This is a genomic window from Martinezella lusitana (assembly GCF_014207095.1).
GTDB classification, from domain to species: domain Bacteria; phylum Pseudomonadota; class Alphaproteobacteria; order Rhizobiales; family Rhizobiaceae; genus Rhizobium; species Rhizobium lusitanum_B.
This window is the reverse complement of the sequence record NZ_JACHBG010000040.1, coordinates 13,969-29,634: the sequence shown is the minus strand read 5'-3', so window position 1 is coordinate 29,634 and position 15,666 is coordinate 13,969. Positions and strand designations below refer to the sequence as shown.

The following is a 15,666-nucleotide window of genomic DNA, read 5'->3' as shown; positions in this document are numbered from 1 at the left end:
CACAAATCCAATGGATGTTCACCACCGAAAAAGCCCGTGAAAAACTCCACAAGGCCTATCCAGTCAAAGAGTCATAATCTCTGCGGAGGGGTACTAGGCCTGTGCGACGAGCACAACGGCATTGACGGTGGTGGTGTGGGATGGATCGGCGCAGATCGTCTCGACGCCCGCGTAGGCGGCGCCTTCCTTGGAAACAGTCGCTGGCTTGATCTTGCCGGTGGCAGCGACCGCGGAGAACGCCACATGGGCGATTTCGAGGGCCGAGCACATGCCAGAGCGCCGGTGCCGCAGTTGAAGACGACGGACGTTGCGCCATCGAATATCCGAAGGCTTCGATGCTCCCGACAGTGCGGCGCGGGTAATGACCGACTTGACGAATGCTCGCAACGCTGAAGCAAACCAGCTCTACGGCGCCGCTCGCGGGCAGGCCACACCGGTCGATATCTCGCCGGTGCTCGATACGATTGACCAGACGCTTTCTCCCGGCGTCACACGAACGGCATCTGATCCGAAATCCATCCGTATCGTTTCCGACGAAGGGGAATTCTTCGTCGCAGAGGACAATCAGATCATAGTCGATTGGGTAAATGGCGGGGGCATGATCGCCGATTATGTTGCGCCAATCGTTGTCCCTGAGATGGTTTCAGCGCGCCAATTCAAACTGCAGCTCCTCGCTGCAGGCCTTCTCGACCAGGTCGATGGATGGGTGAAAACGCAGGACCGATCGGTGCAGATCGCCTATGAATATTCCGGCTCGTTCGTCAAATCGTCGCCGATGATGCAGGAGGGCTTTCAGGCGATGGGCTTCACGCCCCAGCAGATCGACGACTTCTTCACCGGGGCGGCGAAGCTGTGACGTTCTGGAGCGGTCTTTAGTGAAATGGCCCCACCTCAAGGCAGTGAGGCAGGGCCGAGGAACCGGGTGTGGTTCATTGTGCGCGAGCAAATTTCCGGGGGGCGTTTTGCTCGCGCAACGGTCCGTTACCACACGATGAAACCAAACTGAATGCCGGTTGCTGCCGAAGCTATCCAAAAAAGGAAAAGACATCGTGGATCGCGCGAAATTCTTCGCCGCGGTGCGCCCACGGTCGTCAGTCGCGGATAGAGCAGTTCCAGCGATCTTCAACGGTTTCGCCTTCGGTCAACTCGCGATATTCAATGGCTGAGCCGTTGCTCGCTGATCGAGACCGCCATTGGGGGATACAAGTCCATCATCGGAAAACGTTTTGCGCGCAAGATCGTCTCCCGTGCAGCAGACCGAAGTCGCTATCGGCTGCGCCGTCCTCAACCGCATGCTTGCTTGCGCACGCCCGAAATCCGTCCGCCGTAGGGCAGCCACGCCATAGACAGCCGTTTCAAAGATCGCCATCCCCTCAAATCCCAATCCATGCACCAACGCCCCAAACACGGGATTGCATTCCGCGACGGGCCGACGAGATAATCTTTTCTTGCTGCCGCTAGCATTGTGTCACCTCCGCATTTAACCTTCGGATTTAGCAATGCTTAAGATTACCAGCAATGCGGTTGGCTACGTTGATCTGGGTCAACACCGCGGCGTGCTGCATGCTTGGGGAAGTGGGGCAGAGCGACGGTAGGTGCTCCAAACCTGCTGATTTAAGTTTGGCTGGTTTCGCGAGTGCCGCAGCATGGCGCACCGATCTCACTGTGTCGCCGACTTCCTGAACTCAAGAATGACAACCTATCTTGTTATCAGCCGAGCAGCCGGCTCTGCCGCTTTTATGCGGCTCCTAAATGCTACAGAGAACAAGCGGCACGAGAGACGCGTTCGCGTGCGCGCTCTAAGAACACAATATCGATTTCATCGTTGACAACCTGCTGGCAACGGAAATTACAAGATGTCCGCGAAATGCATAGTTGAGACGGCGGGAGCATCTCATTTGACGCGTCTGCACCGGGTTTGCGACACAGTTTTGTTGAGCAAACTCATTTTGTCTCAAGTTAAATAGCTGAAAAGCTGACAGGAAGTCTTTCGGTGTTTTTGGCACGAGCCTTGCAGCCCTGTAGCGAAACGGCGGGAGCTGCCGGCGAACATTCCTTTCTCGGCTAAATCCAGCGGACGGACCGGGGGCTACAAGAGCAACATGTCAGATATCTACCAGAGTACATTCTACCGGAGAAGGCATTGACCACAGGGTCAATCCCTTCCGCCATAGAGCGGATTATCCCGCGACTGAGGAGGACTTCTGATCCATAACGTCTTTAGCAATCCTCGACGCACACGGAAGCGAAGCAGTCGGTTCGAGGTCGGCATTGACACCGAATGTGTGCCCGAAATCCATATGCCCCAGCAAGAAGTGCGATTCACAGTGCTCAACAGTGGAAATAAGCTTGGGAATGCGAGCTCGTATCTGAACGGCAGCACGCCCTATTGGAGGACGAACCTTATTGTTTGTGCTGCCGGTTCGTTCACCACGACCGTTGCCATGACAATGTTACTTCCCTTCTTACCCCTATATATCCGGGAATTAGGCGTCAGCGACCAAGCATCCATAGCGCAGTTTTCGGGCGTGGCGTACGGCGTGACTTTCCTTGCGGCCGCACTGGTTGCCCCGCTCTGGGGAAGACTTGCCGACCGCTACGGTCGGAAGGCGATGATGGTTCGCGCAAGCTTGGGCGTGGTCGCAGCGATGGCCTTGATGGGTGTAGCTCAAGATGTATGGCAGTTGCTGGCTATGAGATTTTTAGCCGGTCTACTCGGAGGCTACTCGTCTGGATCATATGCTTTGGTAGCGACACAGGTTCCCAAAGACCGTATTGGCTGGGCGTTGGGGTTCTTGGCCACGGGGATTATGGGGGGCAACCTCGTCGGCCCGCTGATCGGCGGATTTCTACCAACATTAATCGGCATTCGAGAAACGTTCTTTTTGACTGCGGCATTAGTCTTCCTCACTTTTGTTGCCAGCGCATTTTTGATCAGAGAGAATTTCAATGCTCGAACGACAGAGCGTGAACACTCCAACAGTTGGTCGACGATCCCAAGCAGGAGGCCTGTCTTGGCAATGCTGGCGACGGGCTTGCTTCTGATGATCGCCAATCTGTCCATTGAACCAATAACAGCGATTTACATTTCGCAACTCGTCGAGCCAAATCGTCATGTTACCCTTTGGGCCGGTCTGGTCATTTCGGGTACAGCGTTTGGGAGTGTTCTTTCCGCCTCGCACCTTGGAAGACTAGCAGATCGCGTCGGGCACTGGAAAGTTATCGTTGTCGCAATGTGCATCGCTGCGGCACTCCTTCTGTCACAAGCTTTCGTTACGAACGTTTTGGAGTTGGTGGGGCTGCGAATATTGATGGGGCTCGTTTTAGGGGGCTTGCTACCTTGTATCGGCAGCGTGATACGCCACAGCGTCCCCGAGCAAGCCGTCGGCGCGATCCTCGGCTGGTCGACATCGGCGCAGCACGCGGGTCAAGTGCTCGGCCCGGCCATTGGCGGCGTATTAGCTGCTCATGCCGGTATACATTCAGTGTTCTTTTTTACGTCATTCCTAATGCTCGTCGGAGGTTTTATTGCTTGGAGCAATCGACCTTAAGAGACAGGGCTAAGGACCGCGAGCCCATTAGCCAATCTGCACGAATTGCAGCGAGCCAGCCCGCAGCGGCTTAGCCTTATGGCCTGTAGACGCCGGATTTGGCGTGGCGCCGAGCTTCGAGCAGTTCGTCACTCTACGGCCACTGCGATCACTGTCCGCGGTCCATTCCGCAATGTGACGGCGCAGTGCTGGGCTATATGCGCGGTCATCGCCCGTTCAGGCGATACAAGACGCTCGCCCTTTCATGTATGTTTCCTTGCAATACACGCGCCGTCTCGGACACCAATGTCCAGGCGAGGCGTCGCAATTCGGCTGCTCCGGAGGGAAAAATGCGCAAGGCAATTCTGGTGGTAAGCGCGGCGGCCGCTCTCGCATGCTCGGGCGCCGCATCGGCGCAGTCGCTCCCCCAGCCCGTTCAGGCGGCGATCGACGAGTCCAAGAAAGACTGCGGAGGGCCTGCCAAGCTTGAAAAGGGCTTCGTCAGCATCAAGGACATCAACGGCGATCAGGTTCCGGATTACATTCTTGATTACGCTCATTTGAAATGTGTCGGCATGCCTTCATCCTTTTGCGGTTCGGCTGGATGCGAGACGCAGATTTTCGTGGCCAAACCCAACAAAAGTTACAAATCCATCTTTGACGACTATGTGCAGGGCATAGGCTTTGTCGAGATCGCAGGGCGACCGGCGATCAAGCTTGCCCTGCATGGAAGTAGCTGCGGCCGCGCCGGGTCCGACACCTGCTATTCGACCCTGTACTGGAACGGCAGGGATTTCAAACCGGAGCAAGGAAAAAGCGATCAGCCTGCCACGGAAAAAGCGACGGCCGCGGGCGGTGACCTGGACGTCCAAATTCTGGAAGAGGGCGGAGACGGTCAGGTGGCAAACTGCTCGAGCAACATGGTTGCCGGACTAAAAGCCAACGGGGACGGCTTTCTCGCAATAAGGTCCGGGCCTGGCAGCCAGTACCGCCAGCTTGGCGAACTTCACAATGGCGATATGGTCATCGCCTTCCAGCAGCGCGGACAGTGGGCCGGTGTCGTCTACGGGAGCGAGACCCCCAATGTGAGATGCCATTCAACGAAAACGCACCCCCTGCCCTATAAGAACAAGGGCTGGGTCAACGCGAATTGGCTCAAACTCGTTGCCAACTGACCGGGCGTTGTGTTGGCATTCGTTCGCATCTGCCAAACATTGGGCGGCGCAAATATGGGCACAGGATGGTTCGCATTTACTGTATCCTGAAGCGTACGCGACAGTGCCGTATCGCTCTGAGGTAATTGCCTCTTTTGTTTTTGAAAATGTCGGGTCACCAATCCACTTCGTCGACACATTTTGACGACCAGTCGTTGTGGACGATGAATGGTCGGTTCTTCGGCAAAGGCCCCAGGCAAGCGCCGGAACTCGATCAGCCCGCCCCTCCCAACCGACGCCTGAATATACCGCAACTTGTCCCCGCCAGAGTGAGTACCTTCACGCTCTGCTGCGACTCATTGACATGGCGGGGCTCGCCCATTATGTTACATGTAACAATCACATTGGAGTTTGATCATGGCAAGCTCGGTCAACGAACGAGTTCAAAAGCGCCGTGAGACGTTGCGCGCCGCTGGGCTGCGTCCTGTGCAAATATGGGTTCCCGATACTCGTCGCCCTGGTTTTGCCGCCGAATGCCATCGTCAGTCCGTTCAGGTAGCCCTTGCCGATGCCGCCGATCCCAGTCTGCAAGACTTCCTTGACGCCGCTCTCGATGACCTGGACGACGAGGGTGAAGCGTGAGGCGCGGTGACATTGTGACCGTCGCAATCAGCGGTGATTTCGGCAAGCCGCGTCCAGCACTAATCATCCAGGCCGATCAGTTTGATGCAACTGGAACGATCACTGTCCTGCTGATCTCCAGCACACTGGTCGACGCGCCGCTCATTCGACCAACCATTCAGCCGACAGTGCAAAGCGGATTGCGAAAAGCCTCGCAAGTGATGGTGGACAAAGCCATGTCCGTGAAACGGGATAGAATTGGCACAACGATCGGTCGCCTGGAAGATGATGCGCTCCTGGCGGTCACAAGATCGCTCGCCGTTTTTTTAGGTGTTGCTTAAAGATGAACCCATCCGGGGTGCTGGTAGCCCGGCATAACTGCATCCGCGTCCCCGTGTACCACGCCGGAAAGTGCCTACCGGCGCTCGGATAGCTCCATCTGGCGGAGATCGTGGCCATCGAAGTACAGAAGATCGAAGGCGTAGAAAATCGCCTCCCCCGAACTCCGTTTACCGCCGCGACCGCCCAGCGCCTGCTGAAGGGCACGGAAGTCTGACCGTCTTACCTCATCAAGAACAACCGCCTCGCGATCGAGGATGGCGTTCCCACCGATCTCACCTGCTGCCGCGGCAATCGATGGAAAGCGATGTGTCCAATCATGGCACCACGCGTAAGGATGCGAACACGCTGCGGCTCGATATGGACGGCCAAGCGGGATCCGTCCCATTTGATCTCATAGACCCAATCGGCACCCTTCGGCGGCTTCGAGCAGTGCAAGGCATGGCTCGACCCGTTCCGGCATTGGGTCAAATGGAAAGCGTGGCTGGCCCTGCCGCTTCTCGCGCAGCGGACTAACCCCTATTCCTTCCGTTATCCAAGATTAAAGTTTGTGTTTAATAGCCTGGCTGAGGCGCTTTGCGCCCTCAACAAGAGTGGTGGGGTGGCCTGCGAAAGTTAGCCGCAGGAAAGAGCCTTCTGGGTCCGCAGGAAACCATGGGCGACCAGCGCCAACGATAACGTCGTTCCGGGCCAGGTCTGCAGCGAGTGCGACATCGCAGACGTGATCCGGCAAGCGTAGCCAAAGGTGCATGCCTCCGGTCGGGACCTGGAACGTCACGCAATCCCCAACTTCCTCGCGCAGCACCCCGACGAGGACATCGCGCCGCTCGATTAGGGCAGCGCGGACGGCCTTGAGATGAGGCTTCCATCTTGGCGCGGAGACAACGGCCAAAGCCGCCGCTTGCAAGGGACCGGAAACAAAAAAGTCTTGACTCGCGCGAGCCACCTTCAGCCGTGCCAGGGCAGCTCCCCTTGCGATAACGGCTGCGACCCTCAAACCGGGTGCAGCCGATTTGGCAAGGGACCTAATATAAACAACGTGTCCATGGCGATCAGCCGTCGCAAGCGGAGCCGGTGCGTTGCCTGCCAGATCGAGATCGCGCGCCCAGTCGTCCTCGATGATGAAGGCGCCCGCCTGCCTTTGCAGCAATGTCGAGGACAGCAGCTCGCCGCTCATTCGACATGACGACGCCCGAAGGATTGGAGAAGGTTGGTTGGCTGTAAAAGACCCGGGCCCCCGTCTGTTCGAAGGCGTCCTCCAGCAGTTCCGGTCGCACTCCGTTTTCGTCAATGGCTACGGGAATGACTTCAAGACCCGCCGCCCGGGCAGCCGACATAGCGCCAGTATAGGTCGGCGTCTCCACAAGAATGGGACGTCCAGGCGGCACAAGTGCCCGTAGCGTCGCAGTGATCGCCGCCTGTCCGCCGTTGCATATGATGACATCGTGGGGTGAGAACACGGCGCCGTTTCCGATCTCGCGCGCGAACCACGCCCGCAATGACTGAAGACCCTCGATCGGCAGTCTATCCCAAAGATCGACACGACCTGCGGCTCGACGGAGCGCGTGTGCCAAAAGGCCAGACGCCTGTAGATCAGGCGGCAGGTAGCCCATGCTCAAGATCAAGCCGTCGGCTGGTGGAAGCGTCAATGAAGTTTCCAAAAAACCACCGTCTCCCCGCGCAGCTCCAAGCGCGACAGATTGCCAAGATAGGTCGACAACCTCGGCGGGACTTGCGGGCCCCTCGCGAACGAAGGTTCCTTTGCCCGGGCGAGCCTCGATCAGGAGCCACCTCACTTCAACGGGAATCCGGGCCGCGCCTCCGTTGCGATGGCACGCGGTTCGAGTTTTTTGAGGATGCGATATCGGCCGGTCGCCTGGAGTTGCTGCACCATATCGTCCTCACTTAAAGCAGCTGACCGTTGGCGCTTGGCAGGCAATGAAGCAGCTGCCTTCGCGGAAGGTGTCTCACTTGAAACAAACAAATCGAACTGCTGCGTCACTCAGTCCCCGACGTTATCTTAGAACGAACTCTCCAGACTGCTGTCCGGCAAATCGGTTAGGCCATCTCCTCCAAAAAATCAGGAGAAAAAGCACAGGATAACGGCGATGTAGCTGATCTGACATGCGTCACAGCCCGACCGTAACGCCTCTCACACAATGATGCATGTTGGTCTACTCAGTGAGTCCAAGACAGGATCGCCGGTCCAGTCTTCATGTCTATGGCGTATTCGGATCACGAAAATTGCTCCGTTTTCCTCGATCTTGTAGACAATAGGATGGGCCTCGAACGGATGAATTCTAACGGTGGCGAAATCTCTTCCAGCTCACGTGCCATTCGCGGGTTGGCGGCAATGAGGTCAAGCACAGCGAACAAGTCATCATGATATCGCCTCGCCTGTGTGGATCCGAACATGCTTACACCTTGTTCGGCGATCGCAATGATGTCCTCTTCCGCCTCAACTGAAAGGCTAAAATTAAAATGCATTATCTGCTGCCGCGCATAGTATCCACACGCGCGACTGCCGCAACAAAGAAGGCGCCGAGCTTCGCACTTGACCGCAGGAGGCAATATCAATGACAGGCCGAGGGTTGGAATTCGCGTGATTTGATCGACAACGAGAAGCGTTTGCCAAAAACGCCTCCAGTCCCGATCAAGGTGTGGGTTCGATGACTTTATGCTGAGATGGAGTCATCTCTAGGGATTTCCCTGTATCGCCGCCGAGATCGCCTGGCAAATTACTGAACTCCGTCTCTCGCCCGCAGGTCGCATGGCGTCGAAGCGCTCGGCGATTGAACGATTTGAGCAAATTTTGCAGGTCGTCGACGAAGGTGAAGATGACCGGGATAATGATGAGGCTGAGCAGCGTTGATATCATCACGCCTCCGATCACCACAATGGCCATCGGCTGCCGGAAGCTGGAATCCCCACCCGACAGGCTGAGCGCGGCCGGCAGCATGCCCGAGGCCATGGCTATGGTGGTCATGACGATCGGCCGCGCCCGCTTGTGGCAGGCATCGACGAGCGCATCGAACCGGGACATGCCTCGGCGACGTGACATGATCGCATATTCGATGAGAAGGATGGAGTTCTTCGTCACAACGCCCATCAGCATGAGAAGGCCGATGACGGCAGGCATCGAGAAACTGGTGCCCGTCACCACCAGCGGCACCAGCGCGCCGCCGAGCGAGAGCGGCAGGGCCATCAGAAGCGTGAGCGGCTGCAGGAAATCGTGGAACAGCAGGACGAGCACCGCATAGATGCAGAACACACCGATCGCCATCGCAAGCGCGAAGCTCTGGAACAGCTCGGAGCTGCGCTGCAACTCGCCCTGTTCCACCAGCGTAACGCCTGGCGGCAGATGCTGGAGAGCCGGCAGCGCCTTCGCCTCGCGGTTGACATCGCCCAGAATGCGGCCGTTGAGTTCGACGGAAACGGTGACATTGCGCATGCGGTCGATACGGTCGATCTCCGAAGGGCTGCCGCCGATGCGGACATCGGCAATCGATCCGAGATCGACATTGCCATTGGTGCCGGCCACCCGCATGGTCTTGATATCATCCAGACTGGTGCGCGTTTCCGGCGAGAAGCGGACGACGATCGGGATCTGGCGTTGCGGCAGGTTGAGCTTCGGCAGGTCGGAGGAATATTCCCCATTTGTCGCCACGCGCACGGCGCTGGCGATCGCATTCGACGTTACCCCGAGCGCTGCGGCGCGCGCAAAGTCGGGCGTGATCTGAATTTCCGGCGCCTGCCTTGCGGCCGTTGATGTCACCGCACCGATGCCATGCAGCGTGCGCAACTGCTCCTCGAGCGCCGTGCTTGCGCTATCGAGCGCACTGGCATCGTCGCTGGCCAGAGTGAACTCGAGCTTGGTACCGTTGCCGATACCGACCGCCACACGCACTCCGGGGAGGACGGAGAGCGCCTGCCGGATATCGTTTTCGATCTCCGACTGCTTGCGGTCGCGCTCATCAATCGGCGTCAGCGTGGCGACGATCGCGGCAGACCCGACACTGCTCCTGGCGACCGTCGCACCACCGCCCGAGGATCCCGAGCCGATAGCCGCAAACACATGTGTCACGTCGGGAATCTCACTGAGAATATCTGCGGCCTTCCTGGTTGCGGCGTCGGTTTGCTCGACAGTGGCGCCGGGCTGCAGGGTGAGCGTGATCTGCGTCCGCGAGTCGTCAGCGGCTGGCAGGTATCCCGTTCTTAAGAGGGGGATAACGGAAAGCGAAACCGCAACGACGACGGCAGTCACGGCCACTGTTGTCTTCCGGTGATCGAGGGCAGCCTTCGCGAGCGCCATATAGGCGCGCATGATTCGGCCATCCTTCTGCTCCGACGGATGAGCCTTCATGAAATAGGCTGCCATCATGGGGGTAAGCAGACGCGCAACGACAAGCGAGGCAACGACGGCAACAGCGGCGGTGATGCCGAACTGACGGAACAGGAGGCCCGGTATGCCGCTCATGAATGCCGTCGGCAGGAAGACGGCGACCAGCGTGAAGGTGGTGGCGATGACGGCCAGCCCGATCTCGTTGGCCGCCTCCATCGCGGCATCGATCGGCCGCTTGCCCATCTGCAGGTGGCGGGCAATGTTTTCAATCTCGACGATGGCGTCGTCGACGAGAATACCTACCACAAGCGACAGCGCCAGCAAGGTGACGACGTTCAGACTGAAGCCCGCCAGGTACATGACCAGGAAGGTCGGTATGACCGACAAGGGCAGTGCCACAGCCGACAGGATCGTCGCGCGCCAGTCCCGAAGGAAGAGCCAGACAACCACGATCGCCAGGATCGCACCCTCATACAGTATGTGCATCGCGCCGTCATAATTGCCGAGAATTGACCCGATCAGGCTGTAGACTGCATGGATCTGCACATTGGGATGCGACGCTGCGAAATTTTTCATTGCCGTGTTAACGTCAGCCGAAACGCTGCTGTCGGAAAACCCGTTCGAACGCTTGATTTCGACGGCGATCACCGGCTTGCCGTCGAGATAGGCCATCGAGGTGCGCTCCGCGAAGCTGTCCTTGACCGAGGCGATGTCGTCGAGTCGGGCCTGCTGCCCGTTAGCGAGCGGTATAGTGAGCTCCCTCAGGGCCTCGACCGACTCTACGGCGCCGAGCGTGCGCAATGTCTGACGCGTGCCGCCGACTTCGCCAAGGCCGCCAGACTTGTCGGCTTGCACGGCCTTCAACTGCGCTGATACGGTCGCGGCGGTGACGCCGAACGACGCCATCGTCGAAGGATCGAGATCGACATGGACCTCGCGATCGATCCCGCCGATGCGGTTGACCTGGCCGACGCCCGGGACCGATAGCAGTGCCTTGGTCAGATCGTTATCGACAAACCAGGAGAGTTCGGTCTCGTTGAGAGCGGTCGAGCGGACGGCATAGGTGACAAGTGCGGAGCTTTGGACGGTGGCCTTCGTAATGATCGGCGTCGCCATCTGTGCCGGCAGATCGGCCTTGACGCTATCGACGGCATTGCGGACCTCATTGAGGGCCGTTTCGCTGTCTTTCTCCAGCTTGAAGGATACCTTGGTCGAGACGGTGCCGTCGGTGATCGTCGTGAGAATATGATCGAGATGGCTCAAGGAGGTGAGGCTATCCTCGATGGTGCGGGCAACCTCCGTCTCGAGCTGCGTCGGCGCAGCGCCGTCGAGCGTGGCGGTGACACTGATGGTCGGCAGGTCCATATCCGGAAAGTACTGAACCGCCAGCTGTTTGAATGCCCAAAGCCCACCAAATCCAAACATCACAAACAGCAATATCGCTGGTATGGGATTGCGGATCGAGAAGGCGGAGAAATTCATCAGTTCTTCTCCGCAATCTTCACGAGGTCATTGTCCGACAGAAAGGCACCGCCTGACGTCACGACCTTCGACGACCGATCGATGCCGAAGACGATCTCGACTTCACCATTGTTGCGGCGGCCGGTTTCGACGCGGACCCGTCGCACCCGCTTGTCCTCGCCGGCGGTGAAGACGTAGCTGATGCCATCCCGGAACACGATTGCGGTCTCGGGGACGGTGAGCGCCGGTGTGGTCTGCAACTCGATGCTGCCCGTGACGTAGAGGCCGGTCCGCGGACGAATGTCGGCGGGAAGCGCGACATAGACGATCGCCCGGCTGGTGTCGGTGCTGACCGAGGGTCCGACAAGCCGCACCTTGCCGGCAATGACGTGACCTTCCGGCCCGTTGATCCTAACGCTCAAGCCTTCCGAAATGCGCGGCAGATAACGCGCCGATACTTCGGCCTGCCATTCGACACGCTGCTGGCGCACCATGCGGAACAGCTCGGTGCCGGTGGAGACGACGGCGCCGAGATCGGCCGAACGCGAGGTTATGAGGCCATCGTCGGCGGCGGTGATAGTCGTCTGCGCAAGCTTGATCTTTTCACTGTCGAGCGCGGCTTCCTCGGATGTCAGGCTTGCCGTCGCCGTCTGCTCGTCGGCCAGATATCCAGTGATTTTCTCGTCGGCGAGGGCCCCCGAAGTGCTGAGCTGGCGTGCACGATCCGCATTCGCCTTGGCCTTTGTCAGATTTGCCTTGGCAGTCACGACAGCCGCCTCCTGCTTGCGAAGGTCCGCCAGCACGCTCTCCTGCGAAAGCCGGGCCAGCGTCTGCCCCTTCGTGACCACGGACCCGACATCCGCCAGGACGTCGGTGATGCGCAGGCCACTCGTTTCGGACGCGATGATTGCTTCCTGCCAGGGCTTCAACCAGCCGCTCGCGGGAACGGTCTCCGGCCAGTCCCGTATTGCCGGCGCCGTCAGAGAAACCGTCAGAGCGGGTGCGGCCGCCTGTTCAGCCATGCTATTGGCGCAGGGAAACTGGAGTGCTGCACAGACAAGAACGGCAGCGAGTAGAAGACACGGTTTTCTCAAATGGCAATTCCTCGCAGTTCACGGGTGTCCGCGCTCAACCGTGGCGTCAAAAATGTCGGCTGTTGTGGTGCAAAGTTGAAATGCCTGACGGTCTCGAAGGTGACAAAACTCAACTGTTCAAAACATCTTGGCGACACCAGTGATGTCGGGCTATTCCGCCGTCCAAAGCAGCAGTTTTTTGTCGGCGACTCCGTCAGAGATCGCCAATCAGCTGCTGGATTGAGCCAGGATTGGGCGCACTCGCCAACTATAACAAGACCACCTACGGCCGGGGAGAGGCTAGCGTTTTGAGGACACTGGCATCCGATTGGACCAGGGAAACACAGAGTCAACGTTGTCTTCGAGGCGGTGAATACCGCTAAATCGCCTCTTAAGGTTCGCGTGGGACAATAGAGCCTGTTGCGCCGACGTTTGCTGCGTCTGGTCATCCTATTGCGTATGCTGCTTCCTCGACAGCCCGGCCTACACGCATGCGGATGGCCTCGGAAATCACCTCCCCGTGGGCGAAGTCATTACGGGTGGCATAGATTGCGGTCGGCATCGCAAGCGCTTCAAAGAACCCGAACAGAGGGCGCAACTGATGCTCGACGACAAGCGAATGACGCTCGCCTCCGCCCGTCGCAGCGATGATGATAGGCTTGCCCCTCAGCGATGTTGGATCGAGCAAATCGAAATAGTGCTTGAATAGGCCGGTGTAACTGCCCTTGTAGGTGGGTGAGCCTACAACCAGGACGTCTGCCTCCAGCATTTGGTCTACGACCCCGCGTGCTTGAGCGCTGAGGTCGTCTAGCCGTTTGGCCGCCAATAGTGAAGGTCCAAGGTCATCGACATCGAAGGACTGCGCCACCGCTCGCGTTTTGATTGCCAATTGCCCGACGATATGGTCGACGAATGTGCGCGTCGTGGACGGTCGTGTTATGTTCCCCGAGAAGCCAAATATCTTCGTTTGCGGCATGTCGATCTCCAAATGCTCAGCAGTTATAAGTCATCTAAACTCTGTCATTCGTCCCTTACGGAAACGATGACCTATTCGACGGTGACTGATTTCGCCAGATTGCGCGGCTGATCGACGTCCGTGCCCGCAAACACGGCCGTATGATAGGCGAGTAGTTGGACCGGCAGCGAGAAGATCATCGGCGCAATGATCTCGTCCACATTTGGAAGAACGATTGTTTGCATCGTGTCGAGCTTCAAGGCGCGAGCGCCCTTCTCATCCGTGATCAAGATGATCCGTCCGCCGCGGGCCGCAACCTCCTGCATGTTGGAAGCGGTCTTATCGAAAAAGCGGTCGTGTGGTGCGATCACGATAACCGGCATGTTCTCATCGATGAGAGCAATTGGACCGTGTTTCAGTTCGCCGGCAGCATACCCTTGCGCGTGAATATAGGAAATCTCCTTTAGTTTCAGGGCGCCTTCCATGGCCAAAGGGAAGCTGGTTCCGCGGCCAAGATAGAGCACGGCGCGGCACTTTGCCAATTCACGCGACAGAAGTTCGATCCTGGGTTGGATGCTGTTGAGCACCTGCCCAATGACGCGCGGCATCTCGGCAAGCCGGGCGACCAGTGTCTGTTCCTCCTTCTCCGTAAGGGTGCCACGCGCCCTGCCGGCAGCAACCGCGAGCGCAGCCAATACGGCGAGTTGGCATGTAAAGGCCTTCGTAGACGCAACGCCGATCTCCGGTCCGGCGAGGATCGGGAACACAGTGTCGGACTCTCGTGCTATCGTCGATTCGGGCGTGTTGACGACTGCACCGGTCTTCAAGCCGTGCTCCTTGCAATAGCGTAGGCAAGCAAGTGTATCGGCCGTCTCGCCCGACTGTGAGATGAAGAGAGCTGCCACCTGTGGCGAGAACGGGATTTCGCGGTACCGAAATTCGGAGGCGACATCAATTTCGACCGGCAGACGTGCGTAGTGCTCGAACCAGTATTTGCCGATTAGTCCGGCCAAGTACGCAGTGCCGCAGGCGGAGATCGCCAAGCTTTGCACGTTGGTGAAGACGGTGTCGCGCCAAGCCGCGACCACCTGATTGTCGCTGAAGTTGATGTAATGGCCAAGGGTATCGGAGATGGCCTCCGGCTGGTCGTAAATCTCCTTCTCCATGAAATGGCGATAGTTGCCCTTGTCGATCATATGGGCCGTCACCACCGAGATCTGCCGCGGTCGGGTGGTGACCTTTCCGTCGATATCGAAGATACGGACGCCAGTCTTGTCGATGACCGCCCAATCGCCGTCGATCAGGTAGGTGATCTCGTTAGTGAAGGGCGCCAGCGCAATCGCGTCCGATCCGAGAAACATCTCGCCGCTTCCGTGACCGATCGCGAGCGGCGGGCCATTCCGGGCAGCCATGATGGTCGAAGGGTCCTCCTCGAAGAGCAGAGCCAGCGAGTAAGCGCCTCGGACGCGCTTCAGCATCGCATGCATAGCTTCGCGCCGGGCCATGCCGTCCCGGCGAAGTCTTGCCACGAGATGCGCGATGACCTCCGTGTCGGTGTCGGTTTGGAACTCGGTGCCGGCCGCGGTCAGCTCATCCTTCAATTCGGCGAAATTCTCGATTATCCCATTGTGGACGACTGCGATGCCGTCGCTAAAATGTGGGTGGGCATTGCGTTCCGTCGGCGCGCCATGGGTTGCCCAGCGCGTATGGCCAATGCCGATTGTGCCCGCCAGGGGCAGTTCTTTCAGCTTTGCTTCAAGGTTGAGGAGCTTGCCCTCACAGCGCCGGCGATGGAGCGCTCCACCGTCGATCGTCGCGACGCCTGCCGAATCGTAGCCACGATATTCAAGCCGTTTCAATGCGTCTATCAACCGGTCCGAAACCGGATGATGGCCGACAATACCCACAATCCCGCACATACATTCTCCGCGTTTTCGCATATCGGCCACAACGCACTCACCTAGTCCGTCAGTCTGGAGTGAGCGAAGCTGCTTCACTCCTTGATCGCCATGACGGCTATCATTCCGTCAGAACTCCGTGGCAAAACCGTCGTGCTGTCGCGCTAAGCCAAATTCAGCGCGTTCTAACGGCACTCGACTTATTGGAAAAATCGATTCTTTGGATCGCACCCATTTACGTCATGGATTATCGCCGCATCGGTTTTCACGCTGGGACGACGGGTGCCGCCTCG

General features: G+C 58.3%; 13 protein-coding genes and 3 pseudogenes. 6 read left to right on the top strand and 10 right to left on the bottom strand.

Going from position 1 to position 15,666, the window contains the following annotated elements; translation table 11 throughout:
• Window positions 1–93: 93 nt before the first annotated feature.
• A complete protein-coding gene (locus GGD46_RS32820) occupies window positions 94–270 on the bottom strand; it encodes a hypothetical protein (protein ID WP_154660805.1) in 177 nt (58 codons plus the stop codon).
• A 91-nt stretch (window positions 271–361) separates the two neighbouring features.
• Here GGD46_RS32820 and GGD46_RS34160 point away from each other — a divergent pair, with 91 nt between their 5' ends.
• The 6 genes and pseudogenes from GGD46_RS34160 to GGD46_RS32790 all read left to right on the top strand — a co-directional run bounded on the left by GGD46_RS34160 (window position 362) and on the right by GGD46_RS32790 (window position 5,646).
• Window positions 362–856 carry a hypothetical protein gene (locus tag GGD46_RS34160; protein WP_240535447.1) on the top strand — a complete coding sequence of 165 codons (495 nt, stop codon included), beginning with the start codon at window positions 362–364 and terminating at the stop codon, window positions 854–856.
• A gap of 318 nt (window positions 857–1,174) precedes the next feature.
• A pseudogene (locus GGD46_RS32810) lies at window positions 1,175–1,346 on the top strand (IS5/IS1182 family transposase); the annotation flags it as partial.
• Window positions 1,347–2,300: 954 nt separating this feature from the next.
• Complete coding sequence (locus tag GGD46_RS32805) at window positions 2,301–3,551, top strand: MFS transporter (RefSeq protein ID WP_004119727.1); 1,251 nt, start codon at window positions 2,301–2,303, stop codon at window positions 3,549–3,551.
• A 329-nt stretch (window positions 3,552–3,880) separates the two neighbouring features.
• A complete protein-coding gene (locus GGD46_RS32800) occupies window positions 3,881–4,705 on the top strand; it encodes a hypothetical protein (protein WP_240535448.1) in 825 nt (274 codons plus the stop codon).
• Between the two features lie 396 nt (window positions 4,706–5,101).
• Window positions 5,102–5,326: an antitoxin MazE family protein gene (locus GGD46_RS32795; protein WP_004119731.1), complete on the top strand. Its 225-nt coding sequence runs from the start codon at window positions 5,102–5,104 to the stop codon at window positions 5,324–5,326.
• Window positions 5,323–5,646, top strand: a complete 324-nt coding sequence (locus GGD46_RS32790) for a type II toxin-antitoxin system PemK/MazF family toxin (RefSeq protein ID WP_004119734.1) — start codon at window positions 5,323–5,325, stop codon at window positions 5,644–5,646. Before GGD46_RS32795 ends, GGD46_RS32790 begins: the two co-directional genes overlap by 4 nt.
• 77 nt (window positions 5,647–5,723) lie before the next feature.
• Here GGD46_RS32790 and GGD46_RS32785 read toward each other — a convergent pair.
• From GGD46_RS32785 to glmS, 9 genes and pseudogenes are all read right to left on the bottom strand, one after another.
• Window positions 5,724–6,179, bottom strand: a pseudogene (locus GGD46_RS32785) (ATP-dependent DNA ligase); the annotation flags it as partial.
• Between the two features lie 6 nt (window positions 6,180–6,185).
• Window positions 6,186–6,794, bottom strand: coding sequence for an aminotransferase class I/II-fold pyridoxal phosphate-dependent enzyme (locus tag GGD46_RS34610; protein ID WP_376766902.1), 609 nt, complete (start codon window positions 6,792–6,794; stop codon window positions 6,186–6,188).
• The gene (locus GGD46_RS34155; RefSeq protein ID WP_092576572.1) at window positions 6,697–7,293 is read right to left on the bottom strand and encodes an aminotransferase class I/II-fold pyridoxal phosphate-dependent enzyme; all 597 of its coding nucleotides are present in this window, start codon (window positions 7,291–7,293) and stop codon (window positions 6,697–6,699) included. The genes GGD46_RS34610 and GGD46_RS34155 overlap by 98 nt, the downstream gene beginning before the upstream one ends.
• 143 nt (window positions 7,294–7,436) lie before the next feature.
• Window positions 7,437–7,646 (bottom strand): hypothetical protein, encoded by a 210-nt coding sequence (locus tag GGD46_RS32775; RefSeq protein ID WP_135488292.1) that lies wholly within the window; start codon window positions 7,644–7,646, stop codon window positions 7,437–7,439.
• 150 nt (window positions 7,647–7,796) lie between these two features.
• Window positions 7,797–8,131 (bottom strand): annotated as a pseudogene (locus GGD46_RS32770) (type II toxin-antitoxin system RelE/ParE family toxin).
• Window positions 8,132–8,297: 166 nt separating this feature from the next.
• Window positions 8,298–11,468, bottom strand: a complete 3,171-nt coding sequence (locus tag GGD46_RS32765; protein WP_004119743.1) for an efflux RND transporter permease subunit — start codon at window positions 11,466–11,468, stop codon at window positions 8,298–8,300.
• Complete coding sequence (locus tag GGD46_RS32760; RefSeq protein WP_004119747.1) at window positions 11,468–12,541, bottom strand: efflux RND transporter periplasmic adaptor subunit; 1,074 nt, start codon at window positions 12,539–12,541, stop codon at window positions 11,468–11,470. Before GGD46_RS32760 ends, GGD46_RS32765 begins: the two co-directional genes overlap by 1 nt.
• Before the next feature lie 424 nt (window positions 12,542–12,965).
• Complete coding sequence (gene msuE / locus GGD46_RS32755; protein WP_004119752.1) at window positions 12,966–13,496, bottom strand: FMN reductase; 531 nt, start codon at window positions 13,494–13,496, stop codon at window positions 12,966–12,968.
• Between the two features lie 71 nt (window positions 13,497–13,567).
• Window positions 13,568–15,394: a glutamine--fructose-6-phosphate transaminase (isomerizing) gene (gene glmS, locus GGD46_RS32750; RefSeq protein ID WP_004119766.1), complete on the bottom strand. Its 1,827-nt coding sequence runs from the start codon at window positions 15,392–15,394 to the stop codon at window positions 13,568–13,570.
• Window positions 15,395–15,666: the final 272 nt, after the last annotated feature.

Bases quoted from the DNA above. Each gene is read 5' to 3' on its own strand.
- GGD46_RS32820 (WP_154660805.1), bottom strand. From the start codon at position 270: ATGTGCTCGGCCCTCGAAATCGCCCATGTGGCGTTCTCCGCGGTCGCT.
- GGD46_RS34160 (WP_240535447.1), top strand. From the start codon at position 362: ATGACCGACTTGACGAATGCTCGCAACGCTGAAGCAAACCAGCTCTAC.
- GGD46_RS32805 (WP_004119727.1), top strand. From the start codon at position 2,301: ATGCCCCAGCAAGAAGTGCGATTCACAGTGCTCAACAGTGGAAATAAG.
- GGD46_RS32800 (WP_240535448.1), top strand. From the start codon at position 3,881: ATGCGCAAGGCAATTCTGGTGGTAAGCGCGGCGGCCGCTCTCGCATGC.
- GGD46_RS32795 (WP_004119731.1), top strand. From the start codon at position 5,102: ATGGCAAGCTCGGTCAACGAACGAGTTCAAAAGCGCCGTGAGACGTTG.
- GGD46_RS32765 (WP_004119743.1), bottom strand. From the start codon at position 11,468: ATGAATTTCTCCGCCTTCTCGATCCGCAATCCCATACCAGCGATATTG.
- msuE (WP_004119752.1), bottom strand. From the start codon at position 13,496: ATGCCGCAAACGAAGATATTTGGCTTCTCGGGGAACATAACACGACCG.
- glmS (WP_004119766.1), bottom strand. From the start codon at position 15,394: ATGTGCGGGATTGTGGGTATTGTCGGCCATCATCCGGTTTCGGACCGG.